The following is a 15,226-nucleotide window of genomic DNA, read 5'->3' on the forward strand; positions in this document are numbered from 1 at the left end:
AGTTTTTCTTTAAACATTTGAATTTTTTAATTATGAGTTCTTTTATCTTACCTATTTTATGAAGGTACTTAGCCTGTTATCTTTTCAAGCCAACACTTTCATAAAGTTATATACCCTACATATAAATAACAGTATGCAGGGTTAGTTGCATATTGTTATTCAAGAAAAAAACGGTAAAGGAAGTGAAACTATTCTTCAAATTGGTCCAATGCCTGTTAGTACTGTTCGATTAGATTATGGACCGAATCAATTGGTATATTATCCTCATGTTACTTACAAGTGGGATCATTCATGGGAAAATGAGATGAATGAGGCAATTAAGGAGCTAGTAAAAAAACAAATTGCACAGCAAGTTGGCGATATGCCGACAACTGTGGAAGAAATGCTGGGGCTATATGAAATCAAAAATAATCAGCGGCAAGTACTAAGCTTGAGCCTCTCCAATTATACGTATCATGAAAAGGCCGCACACGGAATGACGACAATTGAATCACTGACATTTGATATAGAAAAAAAGAAGCTATGTACACTCAAGGATTTATTTAAACCGGGCACCAATTATGTCAGAAGACTTTCTGCTCTAGTCGATATTCAAATACAGGAGCGAGATCTCCCTACATTAGGTGATTTTCCGGGTATAAGTCCGGATCAGGATTTCTATATTGCAGATAAAACACTAGTTATTTATTTTCAATTATATGAGATTACTCCATATGTTGTAGGTCTGCCTATGTTTCCGATTTCTGTTTTTGATTTGGCAGATATTATTGATGAATCCGGTCCGCTTGGCAGGTTGGCGACTAACGGTTAATGTTAAGTGAAAATGTACTATATTTTTAAAGTCAAAATATAGTACATTCCTTTTCATACTTGTAATAAGGTGCCAAGTAAAAAATTTATACGTCCCCTTCCAAGTCTAAATAATGAAAAGCGCTACAATTGTCGTCACAATTAAACCGATTAGTACTGGTACAAGATTTCTTCTTGCAAGCTCAAACGGGCTGACATTACAAATGGCTGCTGCAGGAATAAGCGCCCATGGAACAAGTGTCCCGCCACCTACCCAAATAGCCGCGATTTGACCAAGAGCAGTCAATGTTGCCGTACCTTCTCCAATTGCAGTACCAAATAAATTTCCGAGTGACCCTACTAAAGAAATTCCGGAAAAGCCGGATCCGTCCAACCCTGTAATTGCCCCAACACCTGTCAGTGTCACAACTGCAATTTCCGTTGTTAATGGTACAAGCGCCGCCAGTCCCATACCCAGGTCATTCACAATACCATGTGATGTTTCAGGCAGATGATTTCCGAGAATTGTAAGGAAACCCGCGTCCCCTAAATAGAAAAACGCCGCAATCGGGATGACCGGTCCAAATACTTTAAACCCAAACTGAAACCCTTTAATAAAGTAGCTCGTCGTTTGGTCAAGCCCTTTCTTTTTATAAGCAATAACACAAAGTATCAGCAGGATAAAAACAGAAGTGCCTCCTACTAGCGCTGTTGCGTCTCCCCCTTGAAGATCAAAAATAGCCATTGCAACAACATCCATTACAAAGGCAACCGGAATTAAAAGAGCGAAGATTTTTTTCTGAGTCATCGATAATAGATTTTCTGTTTGCTCCAGCTCTTGTTCCGTACTATTATCATACGTTCCGACTAAAGGAATAGTGCCGCGCTTCATATCACGTTTCAAAAAGTAAAATGCTACAACTGTCGTCACAACCCCCATCGTTATGACAAGAGGAATACTTGCCGACACAACATCTCCTACAGGAAGTCCTGCAGCATCCGCCGTTAACTTCGGTGCACCTTGAATAATAAAATCACTGGATAACGCAATCCCGTGACCGAATAAGTTCATTGCCATAGCCACACCTAATGCCGGCAGCCCTGCCCGTATTGCTACAGGTAATAAAACAGCTCCGAGCAGCGCAACTGCAGGAGATGGCCAGAAAAACCAGGAAATAATCATCATCAGTATCCCGATTGTCCAAAATCCTAATGTCGGGTTTTTAATAATTTTTGTAAAAGGGGCAATCATTACTTCATTAATCCCCGTTTTAGTAAGTACCCGGCTCATCGCAACGATAATTGAGATAATTAAAATAGTAGATAGAAGTTCGGTTATTGCATAAATAAAGCTATTAAAAACCCCGCCAATTGAAGAAACAAAATCCCCTGTCGCGACAAAAGCAATAACAAAAATCCCGACAACGCTAATCAATGTTGTATCCAGACGCCTTACCATAAAGATAATGATCAGCATGATGAAAACAACATAGATCCAGTGGAGAGCTGTTATTTCAATCCCCATACTCTACCTCTTTTCCTTTTTACTTAGCATATGGAGAGAAAAGAAAGGTTGTGAGCGCCTAGTAACAATATATATTTTTTAGGTTTTTATGTTATTCGCCTAGATTCTATAAATCATAGCCCAATGTTAGTAAGCCCATTTTAAAAATAACTTCATTGGCCATTTATGTTTATTTATTGGTTATAAAGAGACATATTACATATATATCGATAAAAATAGAGGTGTGCTTATGGCAATTTGCCCGTTATGCAATGCATTAGAAAAAGTCAGTATGGATTGTCCGACATGCAACAGTCCGCTGCAGGATGGAGGAAAGGTAGCCGATTATTCAGATCCATACGGACATTATAATGATGAAAATACTGTTAAGCTTTTTGATGGCTATCCAAATACCGCTAAAGATGAGATTTGCCCACATTTACTCGTTTGCAAAGATTGCAACTTTGAACGGGTCCTGTTTATACAGGAACAATAAAAAGCATGATTGGACAGAAGGTAAAATTTCATTAGATAAGGATACCCCCCTTATTAAGAAGCGAATATTTTGCAAAATTGATTGGAATGGAGGGCGAGTGTTCGTGCTGACGGTTTCACCTTTCGCACTGTTAAAACACTAGTTGACGGCTACGCCTTTCGCTACAAGATTTTCTCTGTGACGAAAGCGTAAGCGACAGTCACAAGCAAAGCTTCCTGCGAAAACAGCAAAATTTATTTTGCGACGAAAGCGAAGCGACAGGAGCACCGATGCCTGAGACTACAGGTTGGCCGTGCCCGCGGAAAGCGTCCCGGAATGGAAATCAATTTTTACACCTAACAAAAAATTCCATTTCATTCTGAGAAAATGACATTTTTGAATTATGTTCCATCAATATATCAAAATTATCAAATAAATATATCCAGAATTAATACTACGCCAAGACCAACAATTGATGTTGAGCCCCCATGTTTTAAATGTATCTTTGATCGATAAGTTAAAGTACTCTTTAAACAGCCAGAACGATGCATCATTAACATGTGTAATTGTATTACTGCCCGCCGCTGTTGCCAAAACCATCAGTACCGGATTGACATCAAATGTATGGATTAACGGTCCTACAATACCAGCAGCTGTAATCGCCGACACAACCCCTGTACCCGTAGCAATACGGATAACCGCTGTAATCATCCATGCCATAATTAACGGGTTAATGGACGTGTTTTGCATCACACCTGCAATAAGATCACCGATACCTGTATCTAAAATAATCTGTTTAAATGCGCCACCAGAACTTTCCCCCTAGGTTAATAGCTGTACATCCATGCAATAATCAACACAGCTTTTGTATTAATGACTTTGACGCATATTAAGTTGGCCACCAAAGCGGATAGTTTTGTAGTCAGACAGCTTTTGATTTCCTTTGATTTGCTGTAATAACAACTCCACGGCTTTATTCGCCATTTGTGTTGTCGGCTGTGAGATGGTCGTAAGTTGGGGTGTAAACAAGTTTGCAAATGATACATCGTCAATTCCAATTACCGCTAAATCTTGTGGAATGACAAGTTGATTCTCTTTTGCAAAGTTTAAGATTTCGACTAATACACGGTCACTGCCTGCGATGATCGCTTCCGGCCGTTGATCCAGTTTAAACATATTACGAAGAGATACTTTCATTTCTTCGACTTCGACACTATGTATATATTCATCTTTTACTTGTATGCCTCTACTCACTAAAGCTTTTTTATAACCTTCAATTCGCTCCAGCCGTGGTGTAATGTTACGTGTTATCGGTGCGGTCAGCATAGCAATTCTGCTATGCCCGCTATCGGTCAATGCCTTTACCGCCATTTCTGCCGCTTGTTCATTTTCCAACAAAATAGAAGGAATTCCCAAACCCTCTATCGTACGGTCCATGAAAACAATCGGATACTTTTTCTTTTTCATTTGCTCATACAAATCCAGATTATCGCCAGTCGGGAAAATAATCAACCCATCGACCTGCTTTGCCATGAGCATTTCAATGTACTGCCGTTCTTTCTCAGGTTCATCATCCGCATTGCATACAATTGTATGAAAGCCGTGTTTATTAAGGTTCAGTTCAATTGCTCGAATAATATGAGTGGAAAATGAATGTAGAATATTCGCGACAATAATTCCTATAGTGAAAGTAGATTTTTGCGACAAACTGCGAGCAATAATATTTGGACGGTAATTAAGTTCGCGAATGGAATATTCCACTTTTTTTCGGGTATGCTCGCTCATATATTCATAGCGGCCATTCAAGTATTGCGAAACGGTACTTTTAGAAACCCCCGCATGCTTTGCCACATCGGAAATAGTGATATTTTTCACATATCACACCCCCGAATATGCGTTAAAGCCACCATCTACTGCAATTGTTGTTCCCGTAATAAATGATGAATAAGAAGAGTCCAGTAAAAATAGGAGCGCCCCTAATAATTGATCCGGCTCACCAAATTTTTTCATTGGAGTTGCCTCAATTATTTTTTTTGAACGTGCTGTATACTCTCCTTCTGCGTCAACGAGCAGATCTTTATTTTGCTGAGTAATGAAAAATCCCGGTGCAATTGCATTTACACGTAAGCCTGTTTCAGCAAAGTGAACAGCCATCCAGCTTGTAAAGTTGTTAATCGCCGCTTTTGCTGCACTGTACGCAGGAATTTTCGTTAATGGTGTGTATGCGCTCATCGATGAAATATTGATGATGGCTGGATTTTCAGCTTGTAAAAGTGCCTCTCCAAACACTTGGCACGCCAGGAATGTCCCTGTGAAATTTAATGAAAATACATCTGAAAAACCATTTTCCTGAAGGTCAAAAAACGAAAGACCTGTAGAATTTGCCTCATAATACTCTTTTTCTGTAATCGCATCCGGATGATTTCCGCCTGCACCGTTAATTAAAAAATCAATACGTCCAAACTGCTCAAGAATTTGCTCTTTTGCTGCAAGTAAGGAATCTTTGTTAAGTACATCAGCAGTGATGGCCACTGCTGTACCGCCTGCTGCAACGATTTGTTCTTTAACTGCTTCAACCTTTGACTCAGTACGACCGACAATCGCTACCTTTACTTGATGGCGTGCCAATTCTTGTGCCATTTTTGAACATAGAACACCGCTGCCGCCTGTTATTACCGCTACTTTATTTGCTAAATTTTCGTGTATTGGAATCATTATTTGCCTCCTGATTGTTCGCTGTAAGCATCCCATAAACCATTTAAATACATAATACCGAGTGCACGGTCATATAAACCGTAGCCTGGGCGACAAACTTCTCCCCATAAGTGACGGCCATGGTCTGGTCGTACATAGCCTGTATAATTCTGATCATGCAAAGCTTTTACGATTCCTTTAATATTAATTGAACCATCTGATGTGAAATGAGAAGTTTCTGCAAAGCTGCCGTTTTCGTCGATCTTAACGTTTCGTATATGGGCAAATGGTGAACGGTATGCATATTTTTCAGCAATCGCAACCATATCATTTTCCGGTGATGCACCCATCGATCCAGAGCAGAATGTAAAACTGTTCGCTAATGAATCATTGATATCGATTAATTTTTCATAGCTTGCGGCTCCTGTAATGATACGCGGTAAGCCAAAAATCGAGTAGGGTGGATCATCCGGATGGATCGCCATGCGTATTCCAACCTCTTCGGCAACAGGGATAATAGCATCTAAAAAGTACCGTAAGTTGTCCCATAGCTTTTGCTCATCCACTTCTTTATACGCTTCGAAAAGTTCCGCGATACGGGCCATACGTTCAGGCTCCCAACCCGGCAATGTTAAATCAGAAGCTTCACTAACCGTTTTCACAAGTTGCTGCGGGTCAAGATTTTGTACTTTCTCTTTATCGAAGTATAGTGCTGTTGATCCATCTTCAAGCGGGTGAAACATATCTGTACGCGTACAGTCGAAAATCGGCATGAAATTATAACAAATTACTTTGACACCAACTTCAGCTAAGTTACGTATTGTTTGTTTATAATTGTCGATATATAAATCGCGGTTACCATTACCAAGCTTAATATCCTCATGAACGTTGACACTTTCCACAACATCAATATGGAAACCTTTTGATTGTATATAATCCGCTTCTTCTCTAATCTCTTCTTTCGTCCAAAGCTCGCCTGCCGCTTTTTGATGCAATGCCCAAACAATTCCTTTCGCATTCGGAATCTGGCGTATATGGTCGAGTGTTACCGTATCATTATCTCTTCCGTACCAGCGAAATGTAATATTCATCTTTTACACCTCTCCTTGTTTTGCTGCTTCTACATATTTTCTGCTCGCTTCTACTACTGCTGCATGTCCACCTGTTGCATAAGCTTTATTTAAATCACTGCCGATTCCTACTGCGATTGCTCCCGCATCAAGCCATTCACCAATATTGTCAGTATTTATACCACCCGTCGGCATAATCTGTACGTGCGGTAATGGACCTTTAACAGATTTGATGAAAGAAGGTTTAAAGTTATTAGCCGGGAATAATTTAATCACATCACAGCCATATTCAAGGGCCGATACCATTTCCTGAATCGTCATACAACCCGGGAAATATGGAATGGCATAACGATTGCATACTTTCGCTACTTCTTTGCTGAACTGTGGGCCTACAACAAATTTTGCACCATTTAAAATTGCATGCCGTGCTGTTTCTGCATCAAGTACAGTACCAGCACCTATTACTGCATCAGAGTTTCGAAATGCTTCCAATACTTGCTGTGTATTTGGCGTTGTGTAAGTAAGCTCGATTAATTGGATACCCCCTTCAATCGCTGCATTCGAAAGCGCGATTGCTTCTTCTGCTGAATTTCCTCGAATGACCGCTACTACTTTCGAACTTTTAATGGCTGCTAATGTTTCTGCCTTTACCATATGTTCATCTCCCTTTAATTTGATTAACGTTCAATTGTTTTTATATTGTTCATAAAGTCGAGTACTTCCTGTAGTTCCGGCAACCCCTCATTATCACCTTTTACAGTCGTTACTAACGCGCCTACCGCATTCGAAAAAGTAAGGCTCTCTATCGGTGAATAATTGTGAAGTATCGCATATATATATCCTGCATCAAATCCGTCTCCGGCACCTACCGTATCAACTGGTGTAATCTTGAAAGCTTCCATTTCATGCCAGACATTTTCTGCATAAAGCTTTGCCCCGTTTGCCCCGTCTTTAATAACAAGCTGTTTGATCCCATATTGCTTGGCGAAAGCTTCCAGTGCAGGTTTGCTTATATCATGTTGAATAAGCTCCATTTCCTCCAGTCCTGCCAGTAAAATATCTACATAAGGGAAAATTTGCTCATACGCTTTACGAGCTTTTTCAATTGTCCATAGTTTTAGTCGAATATTCGGATCGAACGAAATCTTTATATTTTTTTCTTTCGCCTTTTTCAATACAGCTAGTACAATTTGGAGATTTTTTGGAGCGATTGCCAAAAATACACCTGTTAAATGTACGATCGCCACGCCATTCAATAATTCGTCCGTAATATGTTCGGGTTCGATTGTTAATACAGGAGATTGATGACGGTAGTAAAAGGTTTTTCCAGATCCGTCTTCACGTATTTCTTTAAAATTCAGTGATGTCGGATACCCATCAACAAACTGAACTTCCGATACGTCAATGCCTTCTCCGCGAGCAAACTTGTATATCCCCTTACCGAATTCATCATTACCCAGGCGACTCATCCATTTCGACTGCAATCCAAGTCGGGCACAACCAATAGCAAAGTTTAACTCTGCCCCTCCCACTTTCTTAGCAAAGCTATTCACATAACGAAGCGGTCCTGTTTCGGATGGGTTAAACGTAACTAATGCATCTCCTAATGTAAAAACAGTTGGATTTGTAGTCAAAATTATTCCTCCTTGAGAAAACTTAAGCTAAATAAAGCTAAATATTATACTAAACCGGTTTAGTAAATTGAATTATTCAAATCTTACATTGAAAGTGCTTTCATTTCAATAATAAATTTTTGAATATTTAAAAAGTAAAGTGTTTTTTGATAGTAACGAAGGCTGTTACATAAGGTATTAATACGCTTTATCAAATCGAAATTTTCTATTTTATTTTTCCTGAAAACAAATTATTTGGATAGTAACTCTAAATATCTTTACTTTATTCTTCATTAATAACCCATTTTATTTTTACCAACATATACTGTTATGACGACAAATTTAAATTTCGTTTCAGTGTGCTAAACTTTCAAATTCTACCTGTTAATTGCATTTATTGGACTTATAAATAAAAGAAAGGAGAGAACGGATGATTGTAGATGGGGTTTTTTCTGGCGGCGGTATTAAAGGTTTTGCATATGTAGGGGCCATTCAGGCGCTCGAAGAAAAAGGCGTAAAATTCGAGCGTGTAGCCGGTACGAGTGCCGGTGCCATATTAGCCACTTTTATTGCTGCAGGATTTAACACTAAAGAACTTGAGGAGATTTTTGATGAACTGAATTTAAAGGTTTTACTCGATCCTCCGAAATTTATAATCGAGCTTCCATTTTTAAAATGGCTTAATTTATATAAAAGGATGGGATTGTATCGCGGTAAATCCCTGGAAAACTGGTTTCTTGAAAAACTGGCTACAAAAGGCATCTACACATTCGGAGATTTACCAAAAGGTATATTAAAACTAGTAGCTTCTGATCTAACGAACGGCAAGATTATTGTTCTCCCCGACGATTTGCAACAATATAATATTGATCCAAATAATTTTCCGGTCTCCCGAGCATTACGCATGAGTTGTGGTCTTCCATTTTTCTTTGAGCCTGTCTATTTAAAAAACGGGAAAAGGGAGTCTGTTATTGTAGATGGTGGCGTTTTGAGTAATTTTCCAATGTGGATTTATGATAATGGAAATAAAGAGCGGCCCGTTCTTGGTATGAAACTCAGTAGTTCAAGCGAGGATATGAAGCCTCATGATATTAATAATGGGATCCAACTTTTTGAAGCATTATTTAGTACAATGCAAAATGCACACGATAATCGTTATATTTCCCGAAGACACGAGAAAAATATTATTTTTATACCGGTTGAAGAATATAGTGCAACCCAATTTGATTTAGATGAGGCGACTAAAAATAAATTGATGGGCATCGGAAAAGAGCGGACAGTTCAGTTTTTAAAAACATGGTCTCCAGTTTGGTAAAAATCCTCAATAAAAAAACTGGATGCTTTCAGTTATGAATCACCCAGTAATTGAAGTATCCAATTTTTTAAATCAACTAGTCGATTAGATTCGGGTAATTTACTTGCCCCAGTCACAATAATCGGAACAACCGAATCTACTTTATGAAGTGAGCCATGCGCTCCACCACCCGCATGGTCATGGCTATGCTTTTCAATAAACTCATAAGATGGTTTAGCATCCACGATAATAACACGCCCTTCCTGTGAATGAAGCGCTCCATGCAACCTTGCAAGTGCATCCGGATAATCCTGATAAATAATATGCTGTTCTTTCGTCATGTTTATATCCAGAATTGAGGCATCTCCAGCAATTCGCCATGATTGATTATAATCATCTACGTGCTTACCTTCTGGTGAAAATTCTAACTCTCCATCACTATGTGGGCTAACAACATAGTTTGTTTGTCCACTCTTCCATGCGATAAAGCCAATTCGACCATCCTCTTTTAAAACATTTACGATTTCGGATAGCTCAACTTGCTGATCGATTGCATAAATGTATGCCATACGCTCGTTAACAGCAATAGCGAGTTGGGCATTCGGATTTTCCCTCTCCCAAAAAGTATAATTTTTCAGTACTTGATTCAAGTCAATTAACGACGTTTTTTTATCATCAAGTACGTATGATTGACCACTATCGCCCAATATAATCCATGTTACTTCCTGAATAGCAGCTTCCCAAGTTGGAAAGCTATTTAAAATATCTTGTACAGCCTGATCCACTTTTTTTATGCCCTTTATATGTTCGGGACCGTATTTGTGTATGGAAGCATCCGCATCCGGTAAATAAGCAAGCGTAAAAGACGGCAACCGCTTTTGTTTAATTAAGTATTTCAACTCATTTGCTGTAAACTGATTATTGATACCTAATCGTTGGCATATAAAATTATGATGATTATTTTCCAAATTATATTGTGCTAATGTTCCAAGCGAAAAAAATGCAGGTCCATTAATATGAATATCCTTTGGTAAAAGATCTGCCATAGTAATTAGTCCTGGTACATTGAGGCGATGTTGAAAACTTCCACGATATAACAGACCATTAATCGAAGCTGAAGAAAGATTCCGATTAGCCAGCTCTTCGTGTAGTGTTTGTACTTCTTTACTTAAATGGCTGTCATTAAGATGGACAACGCTATCAAGAGCGACATTTTTAATCCCGTTATTCCATATTTCACTTATTCCGCTACCATAACTAATTATTCGATTCTCTTCTTCTTTAAACCAAATCAATCCCGGTACTTTATGCTGATTTGGATATGTACCGGTTAGTAACGTACTATCAATCGTGACAGACATCGTGGGATAAGAGCTGATCATTTCCTGATGAATCTGTCCGTTGTTCATTAAATATGCTAAAGCTGGCGCATCACCTTCTTTTATCACTTTTTGCAATGGTTCATTCATTAATGAATCTACGACAATGAGTACTACAGGTTTCTTCGTGTTATTCATTATTCGACCTTCCAGTTTTTTTAGTGGGGAAATTGAAAGCGCTAATAAAAAACTAGCACAGATAACAACAATTAAAATCGCTGCAACTATTACTTTTCGTTTCATCGTATCGCGTCACCTGCAACCTAATTATTTAACATCAGTATGGTTTGAATTGGATTAATGTATGTAGAAACATTAGGCGCACAAAAAAAAGATGAAATCGTTTGTAACGATTTCCCACATAATTGGGAGAAGGGAATAAATGGAAATTGTTATGAAAACAACGCCGAAAATATTCAGTGCAAATCCAGCCTTCATCATATCTGTAATCTTAATATAGCCTGATCCGAAAACTGCCGCATTTGGCGGTGTTGCTACCGGAAGCATGAAAGCACATGATGCAGCCACACCGGCAGCAATCATTAATGCATATGGATGAACCCCTAATGCTATGCCATAATCGGATACATCATAGAAGCTGTTGCAGTGTTCGAAGTAATTTCTGTTAGAGCAAGAACAAGAGCTGCTACTAGGAAAATTAATAAGATAACACTTACACCTTCAAGTCCCATAAGTTGTGCACCAATCCACTCCGACAAACCTGTGCTTAAGTAACCGGAAGCAATGGCAAGACCTCCTCCGAAAAGAATCAGGATGCTCCATGGTAATTTTACTGCTGTTTGCCAATCCATTAATCGATCACCTTTATGGTTCACAGAAGAAATCGCAACTAACACAATCGCAAAAATAACGGCAATACAAAAAGACATGATCCCTTTTATCGGAATCATGCCTGTTTTTTATTCTTCTTTATTTAATTTAAAGCTATTAAGCAATGCACGCACTTCGTCGGTAGATTTTGTATTCATTAACTGGTTTCTCAGTTCGCCGGCACCTCGGAAGCCTTTTACATAAATTTTGAAAAAGCGGTGAAGACCCGACATTGAACGAGGAAGTTCTTCGGCATACTTGTCCTGAAGATCAAGCTGTAGTTTCAGAAGGTCAAGATACTCCTCAGGACTGTGCTCCTTTGGTTCCTTTTCAAAAGCGAACGGATTTTTGAAAATACCGCGTCCAATCATTACTCCATCAATTCCGTACTTTTCTGCAAGCTCTAAACCAACTTGACGGTCTGGAATATCACCGTTAATTGTTAATAGTGTATTTGGAGCAATCTCATCACGCAAGGCTTTAATTTCAGGGATAAGCTCCCAATGTGCATCAACAGCACTCATTTCTTTTCGTGTACGTAAATGGATGGAAAGATTTGCAATATCCTGTTTTAAAATATGTGTAAGCCACTCTTTCCACTCGTCTATTTCTTTATAACCAAGTCGTGTTTTCACGCTGACAGGCAAACCACCTGCTTTAGCAGCTTCGATTAACTCTGCTGCTACATCCTGACGTAAAATCAGACCACTGCCTTTCCCTCGGCCTGCAACATTCGGTACCGGGCAACCCATATTAATATCAATTCCCTTAAAGCCCAATTCCGCCATACCAATGCTCATCTTGCGGAAATTCTCGGGATTGTCTCCCCAAATATGTGCAACAATCGGCTGTTCATCTTCTGTAAATGTTAAGCGACCACGGACACTTTTGATCCCATCAGGATGACAGTAACTTTCCGAGTTAGTAAACTCCGTAAAAAATACATCCGGTCTTCCCGCTTCAGCCACTACATGCCGAAATACTAAATCAGTTACATCTTCCATCGGCGCGAGTACAAAAAATGGTTTTGGTAGCTCCTGCCAAAAATTCTCTTTCATATGTTAAGTTCAATTCCTCTCATTACAAACAATCATCTATTACTTTAAATTTCCTCTAACAATAGTAGCGTAAATAGCGCAGAAAAGTAAAAGCAGATGATTTAAAAAGCAGTCTTTTACTAAATAGAATAATTTTTTTGTTCCATTAACCGATAAGCAGCTTCCTGTTTATCCTTTTTAACGTTCCTAAAATACTCATCGCTGCTAAGTAACTCGTTTTCGGATTTGCAGGAAGCGGATTATTAATAATTGTAAATGTTGCCTCTCCAAAGTCCCCCGTCACTTGAATTTGGTGAATATTTTTATCAATTTTCGGGTCCGCCACTAATGTTACTTTCGTTTCGTCAAACCCAACACTCGCCAATGCAAGCACAATCGACACATTCATATTTTTCGGGTAACATCTAATCGCTTCTGTCGCATTCCCTTCAAATATTACTTTCGCTTCTTCGATTGTTTCCTCAACTAACGAGCTTGCCGGTTTACGTGTTGTTAGCTCAACGGATGTAACTGTACCAAGTGCATGTGCATTTTGCAGTAAATCCAATCCGCCAACTGCACCTGATGGCAAGTAAAGTCTCCTGTTGTATTCATTCGCCAAATTGTTTAACTCTGTCAACAGCTCTTCATCCACTAATGCACCAATACTAATCACAACTACATCTTTTTTTCTGATTGCTGAAGGAAGCAATGTATGGACCGCTTCAATATTTGCGGCCTCCACAACCACATCAATTTCTGAGTCTAAAAATGCATCTATTTCCGTGTACAGCTTTACACCATAATTGGATTCTAGCAATTGATGCTTTTCCTTATCTCTCACAAAGACGCTTGTAATGCGCAAGTTTTCTTGCTGCTTTTCATTAATTTCTTCCAAAAGAAAATGAGCAATTGCACCCGCGCCAATTAAACCGACTTTCATTGTGTACCTCCTATAAATCATTCTTTATTTTCTATTGTACTCTTCTACAACCATATCATAATTTCAGCAATGCATTCTTCCATCCTTTATCAGAGGGTTTACTTCAATTATATAATTTAATTCGTTAGTATGAATATAAGGCAAAAATAAGAGGAGGCATTCGTATGGAACTAACAGTTTATTTAGCAGGACAAATTCATGATAATTGGCGGGAAGGAGTTGCACAAAAGGCGAAGGAAAAAAATCTCCCTTTACACTTTGTAGCACCGCAGACAGACCATGACCGTTCAGACAATATCGGCGAGCAAATTTTAGGCATCCAGCCATCAGCATATTATAAGGACAATGCTGCTTCTGATATTAATAATTTCCGGACACAGGTATTAATGCAGAAGGCCGATATCGTCATTGCATTATTCGGTGAAAAGTATAAACAATGGAATACCGCAATGGATGTAAGTACAGCGATTGCAATGAATAAACCGACAATCATTATCCGGCCCGACTCATTAATTCATCCTTTAAAAGAGCTATCCAATAAAGCAAATGTAACAGTGGAAACTGTAGATCAGGCAATTGAAGTAATCCGTTATATATTTGATTAAATTACCTAATATAAAAAAAGAACGAACTCCTTAGAATTCGTTCTTTTTTATAAATATTTATATAATTAAATTCGCTTCAAGGCACCATTAGGCTGTGGTAAATCTTGCGCTGTAATTTCATTCATTTTGCAGAAGTGTGTAAAGAATTGCTGAGCCAGCTCTTTTTCCTGAGGGTCCGTTTTCAGGGAGATAATATCACTTAAAATTTGAGCCATCCACATATTGTTAAAGTAGCGATGTTTACCTGTATTCCATGTCATTTTATGAGTGAACTTTTCATTTACATAATAGTTCCAGAACAGCATTTGCTCTGCTTCCTGTTCTGTCAGTTCAATTCGATACTTTGAATGCCCCGGAATATATCCATCTTCACTTAGTTTCCCGATAAAATTCTCCTCTACCATATACACACCTAAAATGCGTCGATCTTTTTCAGCCGAATTCTCATCTACGGCCGTTAATAAGACAGCACTGTTTAAGTGCAGGCGGATCGGTTTTACAGGCTTCCCTTTATTTACACCGCTTTTCGTTAATCCCGAAAAAACTTTCCAATCTGAAAAAGCTGTTTTCTGTTCTTCTGTGTCACACCAAAAAACTAATTGTGATTCAGGGTGAAGTTTGAAGTTTTTCATATGTTTTTCATGTATTAATCGAAGTTCCTGGTTTTTACGTTGGAGTTTTAATTTCTCTTCTTTTTGCCATTCTTCTTCTCTTCGCTCAAGTTCTTTTTTCTGAATAATTTTTTCTAATGTTTGAACGTCGTCTTTATCGTGAAGTACTAAGTGTTTTCCAAATACATCAGGGAAAACGAATTTTTTACTTTCCGATGCAAAATGTATTTCAATACTTGATTCATTCTGTTTAACGATACTACCCATTCCGAAATGCTTATGTGTAACCTTTTTATTGATTAGATTCATTATTTAAATCCTCCTTGTAAAATAAAAACACAGTTACGTTCAATCGCCAGTCAACAATTAACCCCGTTTAGA

The 15,226-nt window shown here is 38.5% G+C and carries 15 protein-coding genes and 1 pseudogene; 4 read left to right on the plus strand and 12 right to left on the minus strand.

Features of this window, described 5'->3' with window-relative positions; translation table 11 throughout:
- The first annotated feature begins 250 nt into the window (after positions 1–250).
- Positions 251–811, plus strand: coding sequence for a DUF3298 and DUF4163 domain-containing protein (locus tag AC0VXV_RS17615; protein WP_475531490.1), 561 nt, complete (start codon positions 251–253; stop codon positions 809–811).
- A gap of 105 nt (positions 812–916) precedes the next feature.
- Here AC0VXV_RS17615 and AC0VXV_RS17620 read toward each other — a convergent pair whose 3' ends face one another.
- Positions 917–2,314 carry a hypothetical protein gene (locus AC0VXV_RS17620; protein WP_475529477.1) on the minus strand — a complete coding sequence of 466 codons (1,398 nt, stop codon included), beginning with the start codon at positions 2,312–2,314 and terminating at the stop codon, positions 917–919.
- 229 nt (positions 2,315–2,543) lie between these two features.
- Between AC0VXV_RS17620 and AC0VXV_RS17625 the strand changes: the two genes are divergently transcribed.
- Positions 2,544–2,789 (plus strand): hypothetical protein, encoded by a 246-nt coding sequence (locus tag AC0VXV_RS17625; RefSeq protein WP_475529478.1) that lies wholly within the window; start codon positions 2,544–2,546, stop codon positions 2,787–2,789.
- Between the two features lie 390 nt (positions 2,790–3,179).
- Here the strand turns inward: AC0VXV_RS17625 and AC0VXV_RS17630 are convergent, their stop codons facing one another.
- The 6 genes from AC0VXV_RS17630 to AC0VXV_RS17655 form a co-directional block, all read right to left on the minus strand.
- Positions 3,180–3,521 carry a GntT/GntP/DsdX family permease gene (locus AC0VXV_RS17630; RefSeq protein ID WP_475529479.1) on the minus strand — a complete coding sequence of 114 codons (342 nt, stop codon included), beginning with the start codon at positions 3,519–3,521 and terminating at the stop codon, positions 3,180–3,182.
- 117 nt (positions 3,522–3,638) lie between these two features.
- Positions 3,639–4,643, minus strand: coding sequence for a LacI family DNA-binding transcriptional regulator (locus tag AC0VXV_RS17635; protein WP_475529480.1), 1,005 nt, complete (start codon positions 4,641–4,643; stop codon positions 3,639–3,641).
- 3 nt (positions 4,644–4,646) lie between these two features.
- Positions 4,647–5,483 (minus strand): SDR family oxidoreductase, encoded by an 837-nt coding sequence (locus AC0VXV_RS17640; RefSeq protein ID WP_475529481.1) that lies wholly within the window; start codon positions 5,481–5,483, stop codon positions 4,647–4,649.
- Positions 5,483–6,553: a mannonate dehydratase gene (gene uxuA / locus AC0VXV_RS17645; protein WP_475529482.1), complete on the minus strand. Its 1,071-nt coding sequence runs from the start codon at positions 6,551–6,553 to the stop codon at positions 5,483–5,485. Before uxuA ends, AC0VXV_RS17640 begins: the two co-directional genes overlap by 1 nt.
- Positions 6,554–6,556: 3 nt before the next feature.
- Complete coding sequence (locus AC0VXV_RS17650) at positions 6,557–7,186, minus strand: bifunctional 2-keto-4-hydroxyglutarate aldolase/2-keto-3-deoxy-6-phosphogluconate aldolase (protein ID WP_475529483.1); 630 nt, start codon at positions 7,184–7,186, stop codon at positions 6,557–6,559.
- Positions 7,187–7,209: 23 nt separating this feature from the next.
- A complete protein-coding gene (locus AC0VXV_RS17655; RefSeq protein ID WP_475529484.1) occupies positions 7,210–8,166 on the minus strand; it encodes a sugar kinase in 957 nt (318 codons plus the stop codon).
- A gap of 409 nt (positions 8,167–8,575) precedes the next feature.
- Between AC0VXV_RS17655 and AC0VXV_RS17660 the strand changes: the two genes are divergently transcribed.
- On the plus strand, positions 8,576–9,460 hold the full coding sequence (locus AC0VXV_RS17660; RefSeq protein ID WP_475529485.1) for a patatin-like phospholipase family protein: 885 nt from the start codon (positions 8,576–8,578) through the stop codon (positions 9,458–9,460).
- A gap of 32 nt (positions 9,461–9,492) precedes the next feature.
- Here AC0VXV_RS17660 and AC0VXV_RS17665 read toward each other — a convergent pair whose 3' ends face one another.
- The 4 genes and pseudogenes from AC0VXV_RS17665 to nadX all read right to left on the minus strand — a co-directional run bounded on the left by AC0VXV_RS17665 (position 9,493) and on the right by nadX (position 13,629).
- A complete protein-coding gene (locus AC0VXV_RS17665) occupies positions 9,493–11,061 on the minus strand; it encodes an alkaline phosphatase family protein (RefSeq protein WP_475529486.1) in 1,569 nt (522 codons plus the stop codon).
- Positions 11,062–11,133: 72 nt separating this feature from the next.
- A pseudogene (locus AC0VXV_RS17670) lies at positions 11,134–11,696 on the minus strand (SLC13 family permease); the annotation flags it as partial.
- 42 nt (positions 11,697–11,738) lie between these two features.
- Positions 11,739–12,707, minus strand: a complete 969-nt coding sequence (locus AC0VXV_RS17675; RefSeq protein WP_475529487.1) for a tRNA dihydrouridine synthase — start codon at positions 12,705–12,707, stop codon at positions 11,739–11,741.
- Positions 12,708–12,852: 145 nt separating this feature from the next.
- Positions 12,853–13,629: an aspartate dehydrogenase gene (gene nadX / locus AC0VXV_RS17680; protein WP_475529488.1), complete on the minus strand. Its 777-nt coding sequence runs from the start codon at positions 13,627–13,629 to the stop codon at positions 12,853–12,855.
- Between the two features lie 164 nt (positions 13,630–13,793).
- Here nadX and AC0VXV_RS17685 point away from each other — a divergent pair, with 164 nt between their 5' ends.
- Positions 13,794–14,234: a YtoQ family protein gene (locus AC0VXV_RS17685; protein ID WP_475529489.1), complete on the plus strand. Its 441-nt coding sequence runs from the start codon at positions 13,794–13,796 to the stop codon at positions 14,232–14,234.
- A 65-nt stretch (positions 14,235–14,299) separates the two neighbouring features.
- Here AC0VXV_RS17685 and AC0VXV_RS17690 read toward each other — a convergent pair whose 3' ends face one another.
- Positions 14,300–15,154 (minus strand): malate synthase, encoded by an 855-nt coding sequence (locus tag AC0VXV_RS17690; RefSeq protein ID WP_475529490.1) that lies wholly within the window; start codon positions 15,152–15,154, stop codon positions 14,300–14,302.
- Between the last annotated feature and the right edge of the window lie 72 nt (positions 15,155–15,226).

This window comes from Solibacillus sp. iso_87 (genome assembly GCF_056173085.1).